General features: G+C 54.2%; 20 protein-coding genes. 9 read left to right on the forward strand and 11 right to left on the reverse strand.

The annotated features are described in order from the left end of the window. From ACWKXN_RS09880 to pdeR, 5 genes are all read left to right on the forward strand, one after another. Nucleotides 1–3,093: a multidrug efflux RND transporter permease subunit gene (locus tag ACWKXN_RS09880; protein ID WP_454543734.1), complete on the forward strand. Its 3,093-nt coding sequence runs from the start codon at nucleotides 1–3 to the stop codon at nucleotides 3,091–3,093. A gap of 270 nt (nucleotides 3,094–3,363) precedes the next feature. Next, entirely contained in the window at nucleotides 3,364–4,152 is a 789-nt protein-coding gene (gene fabI, locus ACWKXN_RS09885; protein WP_003856831.1) for an enoyl-ACP reductase FabI, read from the forward strand. A 153-nt stretch (nucleotides 4,153–4,305) separates the two neighbouring features. Next, a complete protein-coding gene (locus tag ACWKXN_RS09890; protein WP_045143074.1) occupies nucleotides 4,306–5,292 on the forward strand; it encodes a CMD domain-containing protein in 987 nt (328 codons plus the stop codon). Nucleotides 5,293–5,380: 88 nt separating this feature from the next. Beyond that, on the forward strand, nucleotides 5,381–7,315 hold the full coding sequence (locus ACWKXN_RS09895) for an exoribonuclease II (RefSeq protein WP_087822726.1): 1,935 nt from the start codon (nucleotides 5,381–5,383) through the stop codon (nucleotides 7,313–7,315). Nucleotides 7,316–7,638: 323 nt separating this feature from the next. Continuing rightward, entirely contained in the window at nucleotides 7,639–9,630 is a 1,992-nt protein-coding gene (pdeR, locus tag ACWKXN_RS09900; protein WP_047061011.1) for a cyclic di-GMP phosphodiesterase, read from the forward strand. On the opposite strand, the gene ACWKXN_RS09905 is transcribed toward pdeR, so the two are convergent. Continuing rightward, nucleotides 9,627–10,496 (reverse strand): crotonase/enoyl-CoA hydratase family protein, encoded by an 870-nt coding sequence (locus ACWKXN_RS09905; RefSeq protein WP_039263551.1) that lies wholly within the window; start codon nucleotides 10,494–10,496, stop codon nucleotides 9,627–9,629. The two genes, pdeR and ACWKXN_RS09905, sit on opposite strands and share 4 nt — an antisense overlap. Nucleotides 10,497–10,689: 193 nt before the next feature. Between ACWKXN_RS09905 and ACWKXN_RS09910 the strand changes: the two genes are divergently transcribed. The 3 genes from ACWKXN_RS09910 to osmB all read left to right on the forward strand — a co-directional run bounded on the left by ACWKXN_RS09910 (nucleotide 10,690) and on the right by osmB (nucleotide 12,152). Beyond that, nucleotides 10,690–10,872, forward strand: a complete 183-nt coding sequence (locus tag ACWKXN_RS09910) for a YciZ family protein (RefSeq protein WP_024907126.1) — start codon at nucleotides 10,690–10,692, stop codon at nucleotides 10,870–10,872. Nucleotides 10,873–10,915: 43 nt separating this feature from the next. After that, nucleotides 10,916–11,668 carry a DNA-binding transcriptional regulator YciT gene (gene yciT, locus ACWKXN_RS09915; RefSeq protein ID WP_454543735.1) on the forward strand — a complete coding sequence of 251 codons (753 nt, stop codon included), beginning with the start codon at nucleotides 10,916–10,918 and terminating at the stop codon, nucleotides 11,666–11,668. 265 nt (nucleotides 11,669–11,933) lie between these two features. After that, nucleotides 11,934–12,152 (forward strand): osmotically-inducible lipoprotein OsmB, encoded by a 219-nt coding sequence (gene osmB, locus ACWKXN_RS09920; RefSeq protein ID WP_008501216.1) that lies wholly within the window; start codon nucleotides 11,934–11,936, stop codon nucleotides 12,150–12,152. 105 nt (nucleotides 12,153–12,257) lie between these two features. Here osmB and yciH read toward each other — a convergent pair whose 3' ends face one another. The 5 genes from yciH to pgpB form a co-directional block, all read right to left on the reverse strand. Then, the gene (gene yciH / locus ACWKXN_RS09925) at nucleotides 12,258–12,584 is read right to left on the reverse strand and encodes a stress response translation initiation inhibitor YciH (RefSeq protein ID WP_023312064.1); all 327 of its coding nucleotides are present in this window, start codon (nucleotides 12,582–12,584) and stop codon (nucleotides 12,258–12,260) included. Continuing rightward, a complete protein-coding gene (gene pyrF, locus ACWKXN_RS09930) occupies nucleotides 12,584–13,321 on the reverse strand; it encodes an orotidine-5'-phosphate decarboxylase (RefSeq protein ID WP_182930776.1) in 738 nt (245 codons plus the stop codon). The genes yciH and pyrF overlap by 1 nt, the downstream gene beginning before the upstream one ends. A gap of 185 nt (nucleotides 13,322–13,506) precedes the next feature. Then, complete coding sequence (lapB, locus tag ACWKXN_RS09935; protein WP_023335944.1) at nucleotides 13,507–14,676, reverse strand: lipopolysaccharide assembly protein LapB; 1,170 nt, start codon at nucleotides 14,674–14,676, stop codon at nucleotides 13,507–13,509. Between the two features lie 6 nt (nucleotides 14,677–14,682). Then, a complete protein-coding gene (locus ACWKXN_RS09940) occupies nucleotides 14,683–14,991 on the reverse strand; it encodes a LapA family protein (RefSeq protein WP_023312067.1) in 309 nt (102 codons plus the stop codon). Between the two features lie 148 nt (nucleotides 14,992–15,139). Then, nucleotides 15,140–15,907, reverse strand: coding sequence for a phosphatidylglycerophosphatase B (gene pgpB / locus ACWKXN_RS09945; protein WP_454543736.1), 768 nt, complete (start codon nucleotides 15,905–15,907; stop codon nucleotides 15,140–15,142). Nucleotides 15,908–16,104: 197 nt separating this feature from the next. Here pgpB and ribA point away from each other — a divergent pair, with 197 nt between their 5' ends. Then, complete coding sequence (ribA, locus tag ACWKXN_RS09950) at nucleotides 16,105–16,695, forward strand: GTP cyclohydrolase II (protein ID WP_008501210.1); 591 nt, start codon at nucleotides 16,105–16,107, stop codon at nucleotides 16,693–16,695. Between the two features lie 35 nt (nucleotides 16,696–16,730). Here ribA and acnA read toward each other — a convergent pair whose 3' ends face one another. The 5 genes from acnA to cysB form a co-directional block, all read right to left on the reverse strand. Continuing rightward, complete coding sequence (gene acnA / locus ACWKXN_RS09955) at nucleotides 16,731–19,406, reverse strand: aconitate hydratase AcnA (protein WP_048979148.1); 2,676 nt, start codon at nucleotides 19,404–19,406, stop codon at nucleotides 16,731–16,733. A 161-nt stretch (nucleotides 19,407–19,567) separates the two neighbouring features. After that, complete coding sequence (gene ymiC, locus ACWKXN_RS09960; RefSeq protein ID WP_032623144.1) at nucleotides 19,568–19,666, reverse strand: small membrane protein YmiC; 99 nt, start codon at nucleotides 19,664–19,666, stop codon at nucleotides 19,568–19,570. 138 nt (nucleotides 19,667–19,804) lie between these two features. Further along, the gene (locus ACWKXN_RS09965) at nucleotides 19,805–19,975 is read right to left on the reverse strand and encodes a hypothetical protein (RefSeq protein WP_032656727.1); all 171 of its coding nucleotides are present in this window, start codon (nucleotides 19,973–19,975) and stop codon (nucleotides 19,805–19,807) included. Nucleotides 19,976–19,977: 2 nt separating this feature from the next. Then, on the reverse strand, nucleotides 19,978–20,118 hold the full coding sequence (locus tag ACWKXN_RS09970) for a YmiA family putative membrane protein (RefSeq protein WP_213327741.1): 141 nt from the start codon (nucleotides 20,116–20,118) through the stop codon (nucleotides 19,978–19,980). 338 nt (nucleotides 20,119–20,456) lie between these two features. Next, nucleotides 20,457–21,431, reverse strand: coding sequence for an HTH-type transcriptional regulator CysB (cysB, locus tag ACWKXN_RS09975; RefSeq protein WP_008502814.1), 975 nt, complete (start codon nucleotides 21,429–21,431; stop codon nucleotides 20,457–20,459). Between the last annotated feature and the right edge of the window lie 80 nt (nucleotides 21,432–21,511).

The raw sequence follows: 21,511 nt of genomic DNA on the forward strand, positions 1-21,511 counted from the left end.
ATGCCGCATTTTTTTATTGAACGCCCCGTTTTCGCCTGGGTAGTAGCGCTTTTTATCGTTCTGGCAGGGCTCCTGTCTATTCCCCGTTTGCCGGTTGCGCAGTATCCGGCGGTGGCGCCGCCTGGAATCATTATTTCCGTCAGTTACCCGGGGGCCAGCCCCGATATCATGAACACGTCGGTGGTATCGTTAATCGAGCGCGAAATCTCCGGCGTAGATAATTTGCTCTACTTTGAATCATCCAGTGACACAACCGGTTCGACATCGATTACCGTCACCTTTAAACCGGGCACGGACATCAAGCTGGCGCAGATGGATCTGCAGAATCAGATTAAGATCGTCGAGCCTCGTCTGCCTCAGGCGGTAAGGCAAAACGGCATCAACGTCGAGGCCGCTAACTCTGGCTTTTTAATGATGGTGGGGCTGAAGTCCGCGACGGGTCAATTTGAGGAAGCCGATTTAAGCGACTATTTTGCCAGAAACGTCAGTGACGAGCTTCGTCGCGTGCCCGGCGTAGGGAAAGTTCAGCTGTTTGGCGGTGAAAAAGCGCTGCGCATCTGGTTAGATCCCATGAAGCTCCACGGCTACGGGCTTTCGGTAAGCGATGTTCTTACCGCCGTTGGCCAGCAAAATGCCCTTGTTTCGCCCGGCAAAACGGGAGATGAGCCAGCCTCTGCAGGACAAGGGGTGACGTATCCCATCACCGTGAAGGGACAGCTCTCCTCGGTTGAGGCGTTCAGGAATATCACCCTGAAATCTGACGCATCCGGTGCCCGCCTGAAACTGTCCGACATTGCGCGGATTGAATCTGGCCTGCAAAGCTACGCCTTTGGTATCCGTGAAAATGGCGTGCCCGCAACGGCGGCAGCAATCCAGCTCTCGCCTGGCGCGAATGCGATGACCACGGCTTCCGGCGTACGGGCGCGCATCGACGAACTTTCCCGGGTGTTACCCGAAGGAATGGCGTTTACGATCCCCTTCGACACCGCGCCGTTCGTGAAACTTTCTATCATGAAGGTTGTTCAGACATTTGTGGAAGCGATGGTCCTCGTCTTCCTGGTTATGCTGCTGTTTCTGCACAAGATACGCTGTACGCTTATCCCGGCGATTGTTGCTCCCGTCGCGCTTCTTGGCACCTTCACGGTGATGCTGTTGAGCGGCTACTCCATCAATATTCTGACGATGTTCGGCATGGTGCTGGCGATAGGGATTATCGTTGATGATGCCATCGTGGTCGTGGAGAACGTTGAACGACTGATGGAGGAAAAAAGCCTGTCCCCGCGTGACGCCACGCGGCAAGCCATGCAGGAAATCACTCCGGCGATTATTGGCATCACGCTGGTGCTAACCGCCGTCTTTATCCCCATGGGGTTTGCGGAAGGATCCGTCGGGATTATCTACCGACAATTTTGTATTTCCATGGCGGTCTCCATACTGCTGTCCGCGTTTCTTGCCCTGACGCTGACGCCTGCCCTGTGCGCAACGCTACTCAAGCCGCATAAGCCAGGAAAGAGAGGCGGAAGGTTCGCGGTCGGGTTTAACGCGCGCTTTCGTTCGCTCACCGCCAGTTACGAAGCCGGACTGGGTGCCGTTCTGAAGCGAACCGGGCGTATGCTGCTCCTGTACGCTGCGCTTTGTGCTGCGCTGTTTCTGGGATTGTCTTCGTTACCGTCGTCCTTTCTGCCGGATGAAGATCAGGGCTACTTTATGTCCTCAATCCAGCTGCCTTCTGATGCCACGATGCAGCGTACCCTCAACGTGGTTAAAAAATTTGAAGAGGAAATTGCGGCCCGGCCGGATATTGAAAGCAACATTATGATCCTGGGGTTTGGATTTTCAGGTTCAGGACCTAACTCGGCTATGGCCTTCACCACGCTGAAGGACTGGAAAGATCGGCAGGGCTCGACGGCCCAGGGGGAAGCCGACCGGATTCAGGCCAGCATGGCAAACGTCTCTGATGCCGTCACGATGAGCCTGCTCCCGCCGGCCATTTCGGATATGGGCACCTCGTCGGGCTTCACCTGGTACGTGCAGGACAGAGCGGGACTGGGCTACGAGGCGTTAAAGCGCGCTGCCGACGCTCTGGTCCTGCAGGCCAACCAGCGCCCTGAACTGAGTGACGTGTATATAGACGGTCTGCCGGAAGGAACAAGCCTCGCGCTCCAGGTGGACAGAGAAAAGGCGGAAGCGATGGGCGTCGCATTTGATGAAATCAACCAGACGCTCTCCGTCACCCTGGGCTCAAATTACATCAATGACTATACGAACAATGGCCGCGTCCAGCAGGTGATTATTCAGGCCGATGCGCCCTACCGAATGCAGCCTGAGCAGATACTGACATTATCAGTGAAAAACCGGATGGGACAGATGGTGCCGGTATCGACGTTTGCCACGCTTTCCTGGAAGGTTGCGCCCCAGCAGTTGACGCGTTATCAGGGATATTCGGCTATTCGCATTACCGGAAATGCGGCGCCGGGAGAGTCCAGCGGCACCGCAATGAAGGTTATGGAGGACGTGTCCAGGAGTCTGCCTCAGGGCATGGCTGGCGAGTGGGCCGGCAGTTCATTGCAGGAGAGAAAATCGGAATCTCAGCTTCCGGGCCTTATCGTCCTGTCGATACTGGTCGTGTTTATGGTGCTGGCCGCCCTGTATGAGAGCTGGTCTATTCCGTTTGCGGTCATGCTGGTCGTTCCGCTGGGTCTTATCGGCGCGGTGATCGCGGTGTCCGTTGCCGGCATGACGAATGACGTTTTCTTCAAGGTCGGCCTGATTACGCTTATTGGCCTGTCGGCCAAGAACGCCATTCTGATTGTTGAATTTGCGAGGCAGCTCCATCGCCAGGGGCAGCCCCTGCTGGCGGCAACCATTCATGCCGCCGGCCAGCGTCTGCGCCCTATTCTGATGACGTCGTTAGCCTTCACCTTAGGGGTTGTTCCGTTGATGCTGGCCAATGGTGCGAGCGACAGTACGCAGCATGCCATCGGTACCGGCGTATTTGGCGGCATGATTAGCGGTACGCTTCTCGCCATTTTATTCGTACCGGTTTTCTTTATCGTCATCGCGCGCTTCATCGACAATCTCAGGAAAGCGTGAATACCCTCGCGGGATCGCGCTTCCTCGCTGGTTGGATGAGGTGAACCTGTTGCCGGGTGATATACTGGACGAATGCTGAAATTTTGAGCCCCCGCGAGTCCGCGGCGCATTCTTCGGGGCAGGCATCTTCGGAGAACAGCGAGAAATATCGTGACACAAGGGGCTGTGAGTGGGCTATAATTTCGAGCTAATTTCGAATGATTTTGAAATACTGCCTGTAACGCCATGAATTACAAGGCAAAATTAGCAATGAATATAAGGATTAAAGCTATGGGTTTTCTTTCCGGTAAGCGCATTCTGGTGACTGGCGTTGCCAGCAAACTGTCCATCGCATACGGCATCGCACAGGCAATGCATCGCGAAGGCGCTGAGCTGGCGTTCACCTACCAGAACGACAAGCTGAAAGGCCGTGTTGAAGAGTTTGCCGCGCAGCTGGGTTCCAGCATTGTTCTGGAATGTGACGTTGCACAAGACGAAAGCATCGACGGCATGTTTGCTGAACTGGCAAAAGCATGGCCGAAATTCGACGGTTTCGTTCACTCCATTGGCTTCGCTCCTGGCGACCAGCTGGACGGCGACTACGTGAACGCGGTTACCCGTGATGGCTTCAAAATCGCTCACGACATCAGCTCCTACAGCTTCGTTGCGATGGCGAAATCCTGCCGCGCGATGCTGAACCCGGGCGCAGCCCTGCTGACCCTGTCCTATCTGGGTGCTGAGCGTGCTATCCCTAACTACAACGTTATGGGCCTGGCGAAAGCCTCTCTGGAAGCCAACGTACGCTACATGGCGAACGCAATGGGTCCTGAAGGCGTGCGCGTTAACGCCATCTCTGCAGGTCCTATCCGCACCCTGGCAGCTTCCGGTATTAAAGATTTCCGTAAAATGCTGGCACACTGCGAAGCGGTTACCCCAATTCGTCGTACCGTTACCATTGAAGATGTGGGTAACTCTGCAGCATTCCTGTGCTCTGACCTTTCCGCTGGTATCTCCGGTGAAGTGGTTCACGTTGACGGCGGCTTCAACATCGCTGCAATGAACGAGCTGGAAATTAAATAAGCTGTGACTCTCTTCCCGCACGGGAAGAGAGTTTTCCCCCCGCACCACCCCTTCGTTATTCCGTTCTGCTATTTGTTATCACCTAACAATATTTTTCCCTTTATCTGCCTTACGCCAGGATATTGATCGCCATTTTGAGATCAAGGAACGCACATGGAACAACGCCGTTTTTCCGGCAAAGGCCACTGGTATCACGAGACCCAGTCGAACCACGCGCAGACAGATGTTCTGCCTCTGGTGCCCGAAGCCGCTAACGTCGACGATCGTTTTTTGCTCGATTTAGCCCTGCCTGATGAGATTGTCGCCGCCTGTTCTGGCTGGCTTACCCCTGCCAGAGCCTTGTGCCACCAGCTGTTTCCGCTCTCGATTCCCGTGAACCGCCTGCATACGCTCAGCGCCTACGATCGGCTCAGCACCGCGCTAACGGTCGCCCAGGCCTGCGGCGTTCAGCGGCTCTGTAACCATTACGCCGCCCTCCTCGCCCCGCTTCCCGGCCCCGACTCCTCGCGTGAAAGCAACCGACGTCTGGCGCAAATTACGCAGTATGCCCGCCAGCTCGCCAGCTCTCCTGATGTGATTGATGATAAAGCGCAGAACCAGCTTGATGAGGTTGGCCTGTCAATATATGACATTGTGGTGATTAACCAGATTATCGGGTTTATTGGTTTTCAGGCGCGCGTGGTCGCGGTTTTTCAGGCGCTGTTAGGACACCCCGTTCGCTGGTTGCCAGGCCATCATATTCAGCCGCACACGCTGCCCGCGAGCCACGCCGCCTGGGTGCCGCTGTTGCCCGTCGTCGAGCTGCGCTATGCGAGTGCGCATCAGCTTGAGTCGCTGTCTCGCTGGCAGGCAGAACCCGCGCTGGAGGCGCTGACGCCGGTCCTTTGCCATGAGCCTTCGCTGCTCGACCTGACCGGAGAAATCCTGTTAAACACCCGCGAAGCGATCCCGCTGACGTCTCCCGCGCTTTCGGCGGCGGTCGAACTGCTGACGCGCTCTCCGGACCGCTTCAGCGCCGCGCAGTTTACCCCGCTCACGGATCAGGGACTCCCCGGCGAACATGCCATCACGCTGCTTACCCGGAGCGCGTTTGATGGCTGGCTCAATCGTCTGAAAGTCGCGTTTGGTAAAGAGGAATAACCATACTAATTACCCAAAGAGCGCTTGCTGAGACAGTGAGAATCGCGTAAAACTGTCAGCCGCTCAATGGCTACGAAAATAGAACATTATGTTTCAGGACAACCCGCTGCTAGCGCAGCTTAAACAGCAACTGCATTCCCAGACGCCGCGTGCAGAAGGGGTCGTAAAAGCCACGGAAAAGGGCTTTGGCTTCCTTGAGGTTGACGCGCAGAAAAGCTACTTCATTCCGCCTCCGCAGATGAAGAAAGTGATGCATGGCGATCGCGTCATGGCCGTCATTCATACCGAGAAGGACCGCGAGTCTGCCGAGCCGGAAGAACTGATCGAACCGTTCCTGACCCGCTTTGTGGGCAAGGTGCAGAGAAAAGACGATCGTCTTGCTATCGTGCCGGATCATCCCCTGCTGAAAGATGCTATTCCCTGCCGCGCCGCCCGTGGCGTTGAGCATGATTTTAAAGAAGGTGACTGGGCCGTAGCAGAAATGCGCCGTCATCCTCTGAAAGGCGATCGCGGTTTTTATGCTGAGCTGACCCAGTTCATCACCTTTGGCGCCGACCATTTCGTGCCATGGTGGGTCACGCTGGCACGCCATAATCTTGAAAAAGAAGCGCCGAACGGCGTAGCGACCGAGATGCAGGACGAAGGTCTGACGCGCCGCGATCTCACCGCGCTGGAGTTTGTCACCATCGACAGCGCCAGCACGGAAGATATGGATGACGCGCTGTACGCTGAAGAGAGCGCCGATGGCAAACTGCATCTGACCGTCGCCATTGCCGATCCAACCGCCTGGATTGCCGAAGGCAGCAAGCTGGATGACGCGGCGAAAATCCGTGCGTTCACCAACTACCTGCCGGGCTTCAACATTCCGATGCTGCCGCGCGAATTGTCAGACGATCTCTGCTCGCTGCGTCCAAATGAAGTGCGCCCGGTCCTTGCCTGCCGCATGACTATCGCCGCAGATGGCGCGATTGAAGACGATATCGAGTTCTTTGCCGCCACCATCGAATCAAAAGCCAAGCTGGCCTACGATAACGTCTCCGACTGGCTTGAAAATACCGGTAGCTGGAAACCTGAATCAGACGCCATTGCCGCGCAAATCCGTCTGCTGCATCGCATCTGCCTGAACCGCGGCGAATGGCGTAAAACCCATGCGCTGGTATTCAAAGACCGCCCGGATTATCGCTTTGTTCTGGGCGAGAAAGGCGAAGTGCTGGACATCGTGGCCGAACCGCGACGCATTGCGAACCGCATCGTTGAAGAGGCGATGATTTCCGCCAACATCTGTGCCGCACGCGTGCTGCGCGACAGGCTGGGCTTTGGCATTTACAACGTCCACACCGGTTTTGATCCGGCGAATACCGAAGCGCTGGCGGCCCTGCTGAAAAATCACGATGTGCACGTTGATCCGGAAGAAGTGCTGACGCTGCCGGGCTTCTGCAAGCTTCGCCGCGAACTGGACGCGCAGCCGTCGGGCTTCCTGGACAGCCGCATTCGTCGCTTCCAGTCCTTCGCTGAAATCAGCACCGAGCCTGGCCCGCACTTTGGCCTTGGCCTCGAAGCTTACGCCACCTGGACATCGCCGATCCGTAAGTATGGCGATATGGTTAACCACCGTCTGCTGAAAGCGATTATCAAAGGTGAAACCATTGCCCGTCCTCAGGAGGACACCACGCTGCAGATGGCCGATCGTCGCCGTCTGAACCGCATGGCCGAGCGTGACGTTGGTGACTGGCTGTACGCACGCTTCCTGCAGGATAAAGCCGGTACGGACACCCGTTTCGCCGCAGAGATCATCGATATCAGCCGCGGGGGCATGCGCGTCCGTCTGGTCGATAACGGTGCTGTCGCGTTTATTCCTGCGCCGTTCCTGCACGCGGTTCGTGACGAAATGGTCTGTAGCCAGGAAAACGGTACCGTGCAAATTAAAGGTGAAACAGTTTACAAAGTCACCGACGTGATTGACGTTACTATCGCCGAAGTTCGCATGGAAACCCGCAGTATTATCGCGCGCCCTGTCGCCTGATAACCGGTTCAATTGTCGGCCATTTCCTTTCCGGAAGGGCCGACAATTTTTCTTTTTATCCCCGCCACAAAATCATTATTTTTCCTTACTATTTTCAGCATCCCTTCGCCCAAAACCGCCATAATTATCTACAGTAAAAGAGTGTTGTTATATTCGGTTACGTGAATTTCTATACGCTCAGTATCCTTTTTAACCTGACTCGTTTTATTATAAGAAAGCAGGGAAAAACAACAGGTTCACTTCGGTTTTGCCGCTGTTTCTCAACGGAAAAGTCGACAGCAAATGAATAATTTGTGCGCTAATGAACAGCTGCGGGAGAAAACATGATGGACGATCTGGAGCAGAATTTGCTGTTTCGCTACATGGGAACTCACAGCCCGTGGTGGCGCCTGTCAGCTGACAGCAACGCTCTGCACCTCTCCACCAGCGAAAATGCCGATGTCACTCAGGTCGTGGCGCTGGATGAAGAACAGGCCGATCTCATCCGTCATTTAACCGTTATTACCTCCAGCATTTCCATGTCGCTCTCCCTGTACGGGGAAGATGTCCCGGTTCATCTTGTGGGCCGTAAAATTACCCGCAACGAGTGGGCAGGCACCGCTTCCGCCTGGAACGATACACCCTCCGTGGCGCGCGATCTGGCTCAGGGGCTCTCTTTCGCGGAGCAGGTTGTCTCTGAGGCCAACTCCGTCATTGTTATTCTCGATCAGCACGGCAATATTCAGCGTTTTAACCGGCTTAGCGAAGAGTACACCGGCCTGAAAGAGCAAGAAGTGATTGGGCAGAACGTGTTTAAGCTGTTTATGAGCCGCAGCGAAGCGGCAGCCTCAAAGCGCAATATTACCGGTTTTTTTCGCAACGGCAGCTCCTACGAAGTCGAACGCTGGATCAAAACGCGTAAAGGGCAGCGCCTTTTTCTGTTCAGAAACAAATTCGTGCACAGCGGCAGCGGTAAAAATGAAATTTTCCTTATCTGTTCCGGGACAGATATTACGGAAGAGCGCCGCGCTCAGGAGCGGCTGCGCGTGCTGGCCAATACCGATACCATCACCGGCCTGCCAAACCGCAATGCGATCCACGATCTGATTTCTGACGCCATCGACAACCGCGGCGACACGCAGGTGGGCGTGGTGTATCTCGATCTGGATAACTTTAAAAAGGTCAACGACGCTTACGGGCATATGTTTGGCGATCAGCTGTTGCAGGCTGTCGCCCTCGCCATTTTGAGCTGTCTGGATGAAGAACAGGTGCTGGCGCGTCTTGGCGGCGATGAGTTTATCGTCATGGCCACCAATACCTCTCAGGGCTCTCTGGAGGCGATGGCGTCGCGCATTTTAACCCGTCTGCGCCAGCCGTTCCGAATCGGTCTGATTGAGATTTATACCGGCTGCTCTCTGGGTATCGCCCTCGCCCCGCAGCACGGGAACGACCGGGAAAGCGTTATTCGCAACGCCGATACCGCCATGTACACCGCCAAAGAGAACGGCCGGGGCAAGTTCTGCGTCTTCTCACCCGAGATGAACCAGCGCGTGTTTGAGTATCTTTGGTTGGATACCAACCTGCGCAAGGCCCTGGATAACGATCAGCTTCTGATCCACTATCAGCCGAAAATAACCTGGCGCGGAGAAGTCAGAAGCCTTGAAGCGCTGGTCCGCTGGCAATCACCAGAACGCGGCCTGATCCCGCCGCTGGAGTTTATCTCTTATGCCGAGGAGTCGGGGTTGATTGTGCCGCTGGGCCGCTGGGTGATGCTCGATGTGGTTCGCCAGGTGGCAAAATGGCGCGATAAGGGAATAAACCTGCGCGTGGCGGTGAACGTCTCTGCACGCCAGCTGGCCGACCAGACCATCTTCAGCGACTTAAAGCAGGCGCTGAAGGATCTGAATTTTGAATACTGCCCGGTCGACGTTGAGTTGACCGAAAGCTGTCTTATCGAAAATGAAGAGCTGGCGCTGTCCGTGATCCAGCAGTTCAGCCGACTCGGGGCGCAAATTCATCTGGATGATTTTGGCACCGGCTACTCTTCCCTTTCTCAGCTGGCCCGCTTCCCTATCGACGCCATTAAGCTCGATCAATCTTTCGTCAGGGATATTCATAAGCAGTCTATTTCCCAGTCACTGGTGCGCGCTATCGTCGCGGTGGCGCAGGCGTTAAATCTGCAGGTGATTGCCGAGGGTGTGGAGAATGCAAAAGAAGACGCCTTTCTGACCAAGAACGGCGTCAACGAACGGCAGGGTTTTCTGTTTGCTAAGCCGATGCCCGCTGCCGCATTCGAGCGATGGCTAAAACGATATCAAGCGCGAAATCAACGTTAACTGGCTTTACGCAGGCCCGCCGCGTGATGGCGGTTTTGCAGCGTGACCAGACGTTCCATGTAGGCGATATCTTTCGGCTCCAGGCAGAAAGCGGCATCAACCCAGTCTTCCGTGATGTCCATCAGTTCACTGCGGGGCAATTGCAGAACGCGCGTACGGGCGCGCAGCATCGCCCTTACGCCATTCAGTTTTGGCCGCAGCGTATCGATGAAGGTTCGTGTAGAGACATAGCTTTGTCCCGGTTCAAACAGGACATCCACCAGCCCGTGCTGCTCGTACCATTCAGCCGTATGGGATTCCCCTTTGTAGATAAGTTCCTCCGCCAGCTTCATGCCTGCACGGCGTGCAACCAGGGAATATCCTCCCATACCCGGAAACAGGTTGAAGGCTATCTCCGGGAAACCTAAACGGGCATCGCGCTGAGCCAGGACGAAATGGTGCGCCAGAGCGGCCTCAAACCCGCCCCCTAACGCACTGCCTTCTACCATTGCCAGAGTGATGGCTCCCGTATCAAACCCCCGTGAGGCCGCATGGACGCAATCAACGCAGGCGCGAGCGTACGCCCGTAACGCTTCCCGACGTCCGTTCTGAATGCACTCGACGAAGAACTGTAAATCACCGCCCGTATTGTACATCTCGGGAACCAGCGATCCGGTTACCCAAAAATCAACCGCAAACCCGGACTGGCGAACCAGCCATGAAAAGTTCATGATCTCCTCTATTAACGCATGGTTAAAGCAAGGACGTGGCTGAGCCCGCAGCATCATCCAGACCGTGTGACGCTCCGCCTCGTAATACCCTGACAGCTGAGTGAACCGTTCAGTATCGGTAAACAGTGTGCAGGTAGGCTGATTGATAACTGTCATAGTCTAATTCCTCTTATAAAAAAGCGCCTTGCGCGCAGTTTTAGACTAATCCAGTCATTAAGCCTGCTGCATGAGGGGGAATAAATTTATCACTTATGTTTATGTAATTTAGTTATTGCATTTTTTCCCTTCTCTTTTGAACCTAATTTCTGCATCATTGAAAATATTAACTTTTCGCGCCTGGGGTGAGATTATGTCGACTATTGACGCACAAGCTGTAGCACAACGAATTGATACCGTGCTGGATATCCTGGTGGCGGGCGATTATCACTCTGCTATCCGTAATCTCGAGATCCTGAAGTCTGAACTTCTTGCTCAGAATGGTGCTGACAATGCACCAGAAAACAGACAGCCAAAAGCGCCGTGGGAAGTTTAATCCCACCGTCTCCGACCTCGTTTCGCTTTATTAAATGGATGCTATGAATTCCCGACAACAACTCATTTTGCAGATGGTCATCGATCAGGGACGCGTAAGCGTAGTCGACCTCGCTAAAACCACCGGCGTTTCTGAAGTCACCATCCGCCAGGATCTTAATCTGCTGGAAAAACAGAGCTACCTGCGTCGCGCGCACGGATATGCTGTCCCGCTGGACAGTGACGACGTTGAGACGCGCATGATGAATAACTACGCGCTCAAACGTGAACTGGCGGAATTTGCCGCGTCCCTGGTGAACAACGGCGAGACCGTCTTTATTGAAAACGGCAGCAGCAATGCCCTTCTGGCGCGCACGCTTGCCGATCAAAAAGACGTTACCATCATCACCGTCAGCAGCTATATCGCGCACTTGCTCAAAGAGACGCGCTGTGAGGTGATTCTGCTCGGCGGTATTTACCAGAAAAAAAGTGAAAGCATGGTAGGCCCGCTGACCCGTCAGTATGTTCAGCAGGTTCATTTCAGCAAGGCCTTTATCGGGATTGACGGCTGGCAACCGGAGACAGGTTTTACCGGCCGGGATATGATGCGCTCCGACGTGGTGAATGCCGTGCTGGAAAAAGAGTGTGAAGCCATTGTGCTGACCGACAGTCCTAAATTTGGCGCCGTTCACCCATACACGATGGGCCCCGTGTTACGCTTTAGCCGCGTGATTACCGATGAACGGTTGAGCGATGCGCACCGTAATAAACTGGAAGATGACGGGCTGATCGTCAATATTATTAAAACGACCGCCTGAGTTTCCCTCCGCGCCCGAATTTCGGGCGCATACGCCCCTTCTTTCTCTGAGATGATTCCTGGTACTTCTTTAAGAGTTTTTACCTGTTTAACCTGCATTAAAGTCGTAAAATTAATGTTAGCGATATAACAGGAAGTGACTATCACCTGCGTGATTACGTAACGCCTGCGCGACCAGCTTTCACGGAGAACAGAATTAAGTATTCGATTCGTCTATACTTAACGTGTACATCTTTCCGTGAATCGATAATTCAGGAGAAAGTATTATGACCTTAACCAGCAAAAAATTAGCCGCCGCTGTTCTGGCAATCACTGTAGCAATGTCCCTGAGCGCGTGCTCTAACTGGTCTAAACGTGACCGTAACACCGCTATTGGTGCCGGTGCCGGTGCTCTCGGTGGTGCAGTATTAACGGATGGTAGTACGCTGGGTACATTAGGTGGCGCTGCTGTCGGTGGTATTATCGGTCACCAGGTTGGCAAATAATTATTATCTAAGCCTTCCCCGGTATTGCGATATTTGAACGCATTTCAGGTCTGACATACGCACGTATATAACACGAGCCACGGCATTTACCGTGGCTCATTTATTTTAACCGCCTGCCAGTTTGACTTTCATACCTTTGGCTTCCAGCAGAGATTTTATTAAATCGCGCTTATCTCCCTGGATTTCAATAATGCCGTCTTTCACGGCGCCGCCGCAGCCACATTTCTTTTTCAACTCGGCCGCCAGCTTTGCCAGTTCAGCATCATCCAGGTCAATGCCGGAGATTAGGCAAACCCCTTTCCCTTTTCGTCCACTGGTCTGGCGCTGGATCCGAACGATGCCGTCCCCCTTTGGACGTTCCACTTTCGCTTTCGGCTCGTCTATACGCCCGCTATCGGTTGAATAGACCAGACGGCTGTTGGAATCGGTCATTAGGCCCCCTTTTTCAGCGATGCGTTGATAGCCTTAAGTGTCTCAGCCGGGTTGGCAGACTGCGTTACCGGACGCCCGATGACCATGTAGTCAACGCCAGCAGCCAGCGCCTGCTCAGGCGTCATAATACGGCGCTGATCGCCCACTTCGCTGCCTGCAGGACGGATACCCGGCGTAACCAGTTTAAAATCCTGGCCCAGCGCTGATTTGAAACGTACCGCTTCCTGCGCGGAGCAGACGACGCCATCCAGGCCGCAATGCTGCGTCAGACGCGCGAGACGTTCGGCATGCTCGGCGGGTGACAACGTCACGCCCAGGTCGCGTATATCGTTTTCGTCCATACTGGTCAGCACCGTGACCGCAATCAGCAACGGTGCATCTTTACCGAACGGCAGGAGCGCCTCACGGGCGGCCGTCATCATTCTTGCCCCACCTGATGCGTGGACGTTGACCATCCATACGCCCAGCTCTGCGGCTGCGGCAACCGCGTGCGCCGTGGTATTCGGGATATCGTGGAATTTCAGGTCGAGGAAAACGTCAAAGCCGCGCTGCTGCAGATCGCGAACGATTTGCGGTCCAAACAGCGTGAACATCTCTTTGCCAACTTTCAGACGGCAGTCGCGAGGGTCGATGCCGTCGACAAACGCCAGTGCAGCGTCACGCTTATTGTAATCGAGCGCAACAACAACAGGAGAATCCGTAATTACGCGGGAAGTGGAGGATGTAACAGACGTCATGACCAGCCCTTTTCGTCTATGGGCGCGCAGCGGCGCGGAACAGATAAACGGCCAGCATTCTACCTGCCGACGCCGCAAATTGACAGGATCCATTTACGCGCCTGCCAGGCCGGCAAACCGCACGGAGCACAGGACAGTGGAAAAACCATCAGTATGTTGTAACTAAAATGCGGCGTTTTAAAAAATTACTGTCCGTCCAGGCCACGGATTGGCTTGATGGTGGACCAGGCGCGGCAGGAAGGACAGTGCCAGTAGAGCGTATACGCGGTAAAACCACACTTCTGGCAACGATAGCGCGGCTTGCTGCGCACCTGTTCGCCAACCATGTCGCGCAGCACCATCAGGCTCTCTTTGGCGCGCCCTTCTTCAGCGTCGTTCAGGTGGTAATCCATTAGCTTATGGAACACCCGCATGGTCGGATGACGCTGCAGCTGACGCGTAATATAAACCTGCGCGGTGTCGCTTCCCTCATACTGCTCAACGACGTCTGAGAGCATCAGTTCAGCGGTGGCGCCAGTATTTTCTTCCACGCAGCGACGCAGGAATGCTACCCACTCTTCCTGCTTGTCGAGCTGTTGATAGCAGGTTTGCAGCATTTCCAGCGTTTCACTGACCAGCTCTTTGTCCTGGTCGATAACCCGCAGCAGGCTTTCAACGGCTTTGGCGTAGTCGCCATTCGCCATAAAGACGCGCCCCATCATGATGGAGATGCGCGCGCTGTTGCGGTCCGCCGCGGCGCCTTTCTTCAGCAGCGCCATGGCTTTATCCATGTCGTCGTTGCCCATCTGCTGAAGCGCAAGCTCACAGTAGAAATGGGCGATCTCAACGCGCTGCTTATCTTTACCCAGCTTCACCAGACGTTCAGCGGTATCAATGGCTTTCTGCCAGTCGCTGGTGGCCTGATAAATCTGCAGGAGTTGCTGCAATGCCCCGATGCGAAAATCTGTTTCATCCACCAGCTGCGCGAACATATCTTCAGCGCGATCGTACAACCCCGCGGCCATGTAATCCCGCCCCAGCTGTTGCACCGCAAGGAGACGTTGATCGTAGGTCAGCGAGGCGCTTTCCATCAGAGTCTGATGAATACGAATGGCGCGATCGACCTCGCCGCGCGAGCGGAACAGGTTGCCCAGGGTGAGATGCGCTTCAACCGTCCCCGTATCCTCTTTCAGCATATCGAGGAACAGATCTACCGCTTTGTCCTGCTGATTGCTCAGGAGGAAGTTCACCCCCGCAACGTAGTCGCGGGAGAGCCGGTTGGCCTCATCCTGTTTTGTTTGTTGCGCACTTCTGCGGCCCATATACCAGCCATAGGCTGCGGCTACAGGCAAAAGCAGAAACAACAACTCCAGCATAGTCGATTATTCCTTCACGACCGGCACACCAGAGCTTTCCGGAATGTCAGACGCAGGGGCAATGTTATTTTCGAGTCGCTTAATTTTACGTTCAGCGCGCGCAAGAGAAACACGGACTTTCAGCCAGAACAGACCGCAAACCAGCCAGCCAATGGCAAAACCGGCAGCAAATAATACCGCCAGCAGGCTCGAGACGCGATACTCACCCTGAGCCAGCAGATAGTTAAACGTCACCTGCTGATCGTTTTGTGCACCCAACGTGACTGAAATGACAAAAATCGCCAATACCAGTAAGAAAATGAGTAAATATTTCACATTACTTCCCGTTATGTGGTTCAAGCGAATAAAGTGTGTTCAATTCACCGCAATCAGCCTTATAAACTACCATTTTAGCGACGAGCGCGAAACGGAAAAAGTGACGCGCAGGTCATGGATCTATGGGCAAAATGCGGAATATCAACCGTCAGGCCTCTGTCTGGTCCCTTTCGGCTATTTCTTCTTTCTCTTCTGGCGGTGGCGTTAGCGGGCCGCAGAATCGTTCAGTGAGCCAGGTCGCCAGCACGATCAGCATCCATGAGATGAGCGTGGCGACGACCAGGTCGCGCGGCCAGTGCATCCCCAGCAGCAGGCGGCTTCCCATAACCCCCGTCGCCCAGACCAGTAAAATCACGATAGTGATCGTTCGACGCCTTGGCCAAAGCAGCCCAACCCCCAGCAACGCCCAGCTGGCCGCAAACATGGTGTGACCGGAAGGAAACGCGAACCCGGTCTCTTTCTGCCAGTGTTTACGTAAGAATTTCGGGATATCCTGCTGTTCCGCAAGCTGTTCTTTCACCAGCGCGCCACGATCTTTACGATTTAAATTGTAGAACTCATCTACCGGAACATGATGCGTTTTTTCCAGCCAGACGACAAAAGGACGCGGCTCCTGAACGCGATCTTTAACCCAGGACTTCACGCCCTGACCGACAAGGATAGCGCCCCCAAGGATCGCAAAGAGCACCAGCGCCGCGCGCAAACGAAAGCGCAGGCACCACAGAAACCAGGCGCAGAGGAGTACGTGGGTAATAATCCCCCACGGCTGGGTGACCGTTTCCGTTATCCAGTATAACGTTTTCAGCCACGTGGCATTATGCCCGGGCTGCCACATCCAGCCTGAAAGCCATACGGCCAGTGGCATAATCAGTAAAATGGCCGCACCTGCTGCCGTACGTCTGGCGATTGAAAGCATGTCTTCTCCTTTTTCGCTAAGCGTCACAATCATAACTGAAATTAATCATCCGGGTGGATATGTCGGATCGTGCGTTTAACGTTCATATAGCATGGTGCCCATTAGGCGAACCTGCTGAGCTTGTGGCAAAATGAACTGATACAGAAAGCAAAACAGGGCAAAGGCACGAAACGTGTCAGCCTACTCTGGAGAATCACATGCAGCTTAAACGTGTGGCAGAAGCCAAACTGCCAACCCCATGGGGCGATTTCCTGATGGTGGGTTTTGAAGAACTGGCAACCGGACAGGATCATGTCGCGCTGGTTTATGGAGACATTTCAGGGCAGACGCCGGTTCTGTCCCGCGTCCATTCAGAGTGTCTTACCGGCGACGCGCTGTTCAGCCTGCGCTGTGATTGTGGTTTCCAGCTGGAAGCCGCCCTGTCTCATATTGCAGAAGAAGGTCGCGGTGTGCTGCTTTATCACCGTCAGGAAGGTCGTAATATTGGTCTGCTGAATAAAATCCGCGCTTACGCGCTTCAGGACCAGGGCTACGATACGGTTGAAGCAAACCATCAGCTTGGCTTTGCCGCTGACGAACGCGACTTCACCTTGTGCGCCGATATGTTCAAGCTGCTGGGCGTGGACGAAGTTCGCCTGCTGACCAATAATCCGAAAAAAGTGGAGATCCTGACCGAAGCGGGGATCAACATCGTCGAGCGCGTACCGCTGATTGTCGGCCGAAACCCGAAAAACGCCCACTACCTGGATACCAAAGCCGCCAAAATGGGCCATCTGCTGAAAGAGTGATGCTAAAGCCCGGCACGGGTGCCGGGCTCGTTTCATCAGTCCAGCATCTTACGAATCACATAATGTAAAATGCCGTCGTTCTGGTAATAGGTCAGCTCGGTTGCCGTATCAATACGGCACCGGCAATCCAGCACCTCGATTTTCCCGTCTGCCCGCGTTAACTTCACCGGCACCGTTTTACCCGGCTGCAGGTTTTGCAAACCGCTAATCTCAATCTGCTCTTCCCCGGTCAGTCCCAGCGTTTTACGCGTCACGCCCTGCGGGAACTCGAGCGGCAGGATCCCCATACCGATCAGATTAGAGCGGTGAATACGTTCAAACGATTCGGCGATAACCACGCGAACGCCAAGCAGACGCGGACCTTTCGCCGCCCAGTCGCGGCTGGAGCCGGAACCGTACTCTTTCCCGGCGATCACCGCCAGCGGCGTACCTTCCTGTTGATATTTGACCGCCGCATCATAGATCGAAACGACTTCCGTCCCCGGCAGATGGCGCGTCATGCCCCCTTCCACGCCCGGTACCATTTCGTTACGAATGCGGATGTTGGCAAACGTTCCGCGCATCATGACCTCATGATTGCCGCGACGCGATCCGTAGGAGTTAAAATCGCGGCGTTCGACGCCCCGGCTCTGCAGATAACGGCCTGCCGGGCTATCGGCTTTGATACTCCCGGCCGGAGAGATATGGTCGGTCGTGACGGAATCTCCCAGCATCGCCAGTATGCGCGCGCCGTGGATATCCTTAAGCGGTGCCGGCTCGGCCAGCATCTCATCAAAGAACGGCGACAGACGAATATAGGTCGAGTCATCCTGCCAGTCGTAGGTATCTGAGCCCACGACGTTGATGGTTTTCCATTCCGGCGTTCCTTCAAAGACCTCCGCATACTCTTTGCGGAACATCTCGGTTGAGACCTTTTCAACGGCCAGCGCGATTTCACGCGAAGATGGCCAGATATCTTTCAGGTAGACAGGATCGTTCTTGCGATCGTGACCAATCGGATCGGTCGCCAGGTTGATATTCATGTTCCCTGCAAGGGCATACGCCACGACCAGCGGCGGTGAGGCGAGCCAGTTGGTTTTCACCAGCGGGTGAATACGCCCTTCAAAGTTTCGGTTACCGGACAGGACCGCGCCTACCGTCAGGTCACCCTGCTTGATCGCCGTTTCAATGGGTTCAGGCAGTGGGCCGGAGTTACCAATACAGGTCGTACAGCCGTAGCCCACGAGGTTAAAGCCCAGTTCGTCAAGGTACGGCGTCAGTTTGGCCTGCGCCAGGTAATCCGATACCACTTTGGAACCCGGTGCCAGCGAGGCCTTGACCCATGGCTGAGGTTTTAGCCCAAGCTCTACCGCCTTTTTCGCCAGCAGACCGGCCGCCATTAATACGCTGGGGTTCGAGGTGTTGGTGCAGGAGGTAATGGCCGCAATCACAACCGCGCCATCCGGGAGCTGATACTGATGTCCGTTCAGAACATAGTCGACCGGACGGTGATCTTTCTGCGCCACGTTCACTTCCAGGGCATTGCTGGCGGCAAAGGCTTTTGGCACGTCACTCAGCGCAACCCGATCCTGCGGACGTTTCGGTCCGGCGAGGCTCGCCTCAACGCTTCCCATATCGAGTTCAAGCGTGCTGGTGAAGACCGGTTCATCGCCCGGGTTTCGCCACATGCCCTGCGCTTTGGTATAGGCCTCCACCAGCGCGACCTGCTCTTCGCTGCGCCCGCTAAGGCGCATGTATTCCAGCGTGACGTCATCGATGGGGAAAAAGCCGCAGGTTGCACCGTATTCCGGCGCCATATTGGCAATGGTGGCGCGGTCGGCCAGCGGCAGCGAATCCAGACCATCCCCGTAGAATTCTACAAACTTGCCCACCACACCATGCTTACGCAGCATCTGGGTGACGGTGAGCACCAGATCGGTGGCGGTAATGCCTTCAGACAGCTTGCCGGTGAGCTTGAAGCCCACCACGTCAGGGATAAGCATGGACACCGGCTGGCCGAGCATGGCCGCTTCCGCTTCGATACCCCCGACGCCCCAGCCCAGCACGCCCAGACCGTTGATCATGGTGGTATGGGAGTCCGTGCCCACCAGCGTGTCCGGATAGGCGACCCACTCTTTATCCTGCAATTCACTCCAGACGGCTTTACCCAGATATTCAAGGTTCACCTGGTGACAAATACCGGTACCCGGCGGGACCACGCTAAACCGGCTGAACGCCTGCTGCCCCCACTTCAGGAACACGTAGCGCTCGTGGTTGCGCTCCATCTCCAGACGCACGTTCTCGCCAAAGGCGTCGTCATCACCAAAGCGGTCAACGGTTACGGAGTGGTCAATGACGAGGTCAACGGGGGAAAGCGGATTCACTTTTGCCGTATCTCCGCCGAGACGCTTAACGGCCTCGCGCATCGCGGCTAAATCAACGACGGCCGGGACACCGGTAAAGTCCTGCATCAGCACCCTGGCCGGACGGTAGGCTATTTCTCTGTCGGCATGGGCATTTTCCAGCCACCCTGCCAGCGCCTGGATATCATCGAGGGTGACAGAGTCACCGTCCTGCCAGCGCAATAGGTTTTCCAGTAAAACTTTCAATGACTTGGGTAAACGCGAAATGTCCCCAAGCGTTCTGGCAGCCAGCGGCAGGCTGTAGTAATGCCAGGTTTTATTTTCTGCCTGTAACGTGTCCTTACTGGCTTCGCGTAGGGTTAACGACATAAGCTCCTCCTTAATCACAGAGATGCCCCGACAATCATCAGGGCCGTAATTAAAGATAACACAAAGATGTCGTAACGTTTTGATAACAACCCAAATTGATAAATTTAGGATTGGTCCAGAAAGGAAAAACAAAAAACCCCGCCGTAGCGAGGTTTTACAATTTAGTGGAGGGCCAACCAGATGAGCTGACTCCAGAACAGAATCGACACGGTAAAAACGCCGATCCATGACCAGTATTTGTGAGACGTCATGTTATTCATCATAGGGACACCAGGCATTATTTATTAAAAGTTCCGAGGTAAGTCCTCAGTGCTATATTGCTGATGTGTATTTATTAAAGAGTACGAAAGTGCAGAGTCGATATTCAGACTATTTGCATCATTACGCAATTAACTAAATTATTGTTTTTTGGGTTCGTCTTCTGCGAACACATCAATAAACGCTTGCTGCTGCGGCGTCAGTTTCCAGGACGCGGGTACAACAGTCGCAGGTGCTTTACGCCCTCTGTGGCCGTTGTCACGATGCTGACACATCTGTTTTACCGTTTCTGTACGTACCGTCACTGCCATATTTAACCCCAATATTTCCAGGCCAGGAGAGCAACCACCACCCAAAACAGGGTAGAGACGAGAAAGACCGCCAGCCAGGCTTTACGCTTGAGCGCAGGATCCCTTTGCGGTTCTTCACTTCCTGAAGGCATTGCTAACCTCATACAATCGACATCGCTTATCATTTAGGACCAAACAATTGGTACAATTAATCATCTGTTGAGATAAATCCTAAAGAAACTTTAGCCGAAAAGCCAGTGAATTTACGCACCGGAAGGTATGAAATATTCAATCTTTTGACCAGAAATAAATAATTGAAAAGAAAAATTTGCGAAGGCGTAAATTAGTTTCTACTTTTGTCGCCAATTCACGACATTATAACCTTACGGATTAAATGGATAATGACATTATATGACAGGGGATGCGTAGATGATGATAATTCTAATTTAGCTTTGAGGCGTTATTTCGGTATCTTTCCCTAAGGGAAAGATACCGGGTGTGATTATTTTTCGGGGAGTTTGATGTCTTTAAACATCTCTTCAATATCTTCATTTGAGCGTAATGCAACGGCGGTATCAACCACGTCACGCGTTAAATGAGGGGCAAAGCGCTGAATAAAATCATACATATAGCTGCGCAGGAAGGTGCTACGACGGAAGCCAATCTTTGTGGTGCTATGACTGAAAACATCATGCGCATCAAGACGCACCAGGTCAGGGTCTGACACCGGATCCACCGCCATGCTGGCAATAACGCCCACCCCCAGACCAAGCCGCACATAGGTTTTAATCACGTCGGCATCCGTCGCGGTAAAGACAATGCGCGGCGTTAACCCTGCCCGGTTAAAGGCCGTATCAAGCTCGGACCGTCCGGTAAAGCCAAACGTATACGTTACCAGCGGATATTGCGCCAGCTCTTCGATAGTGACCGACCCTTTACCCGCCAGGGGATGATCGGGGGTCACCACGATAGAACGGTTCCAGTGATAGCATGGAAGCATCACCAGATCGTCATACAGATGAAGCGCTTCGGTGGCGATGGCAAAATCTGCATTCCCCTTGGAAACGGCTTCAGCAATTTGCGTTGGCGAGCCCTGATGCATATGCAAAGAGACGCGAGGATAACGCTCGATAAAGCCTTTGATAACGCCGGGTAGCGCATAGCGCGCCTGGGTATGCGTCGTGGCAATATACAGCGAACCTTTATCCGGCCAGGTGTGTTCTCCTGCCACCGACTTAATTGCGTCGACTTTAGAGAGGACTTCCCGCGCAATGCGGATGATTTCCTGCCCCGCAGGCGTCACCTGGGTGAGATGCTTACCGCTGCGGGCAAATATCTGGATACCTAACTCGTCCTCCAGCATACGAACTTGTTTGCTGATGCCCGGTTGCGAGGTATACAACCCCTCGGCGGTAGAAGAGACGTTAAGGTTATGATTCACCACCTCAACGATATAACGAAGCTGCTGTAATTTCATGCCAGACCATCCGATTTAGCGCATGCGGTCAATCGCTTAAGACGATTTAATAATAAGAAACAGGTTAACTATAACCACTA

It is taken from the genome of Enterobacter sp. UPMP2060 (genome assembly GCF_053709655.1).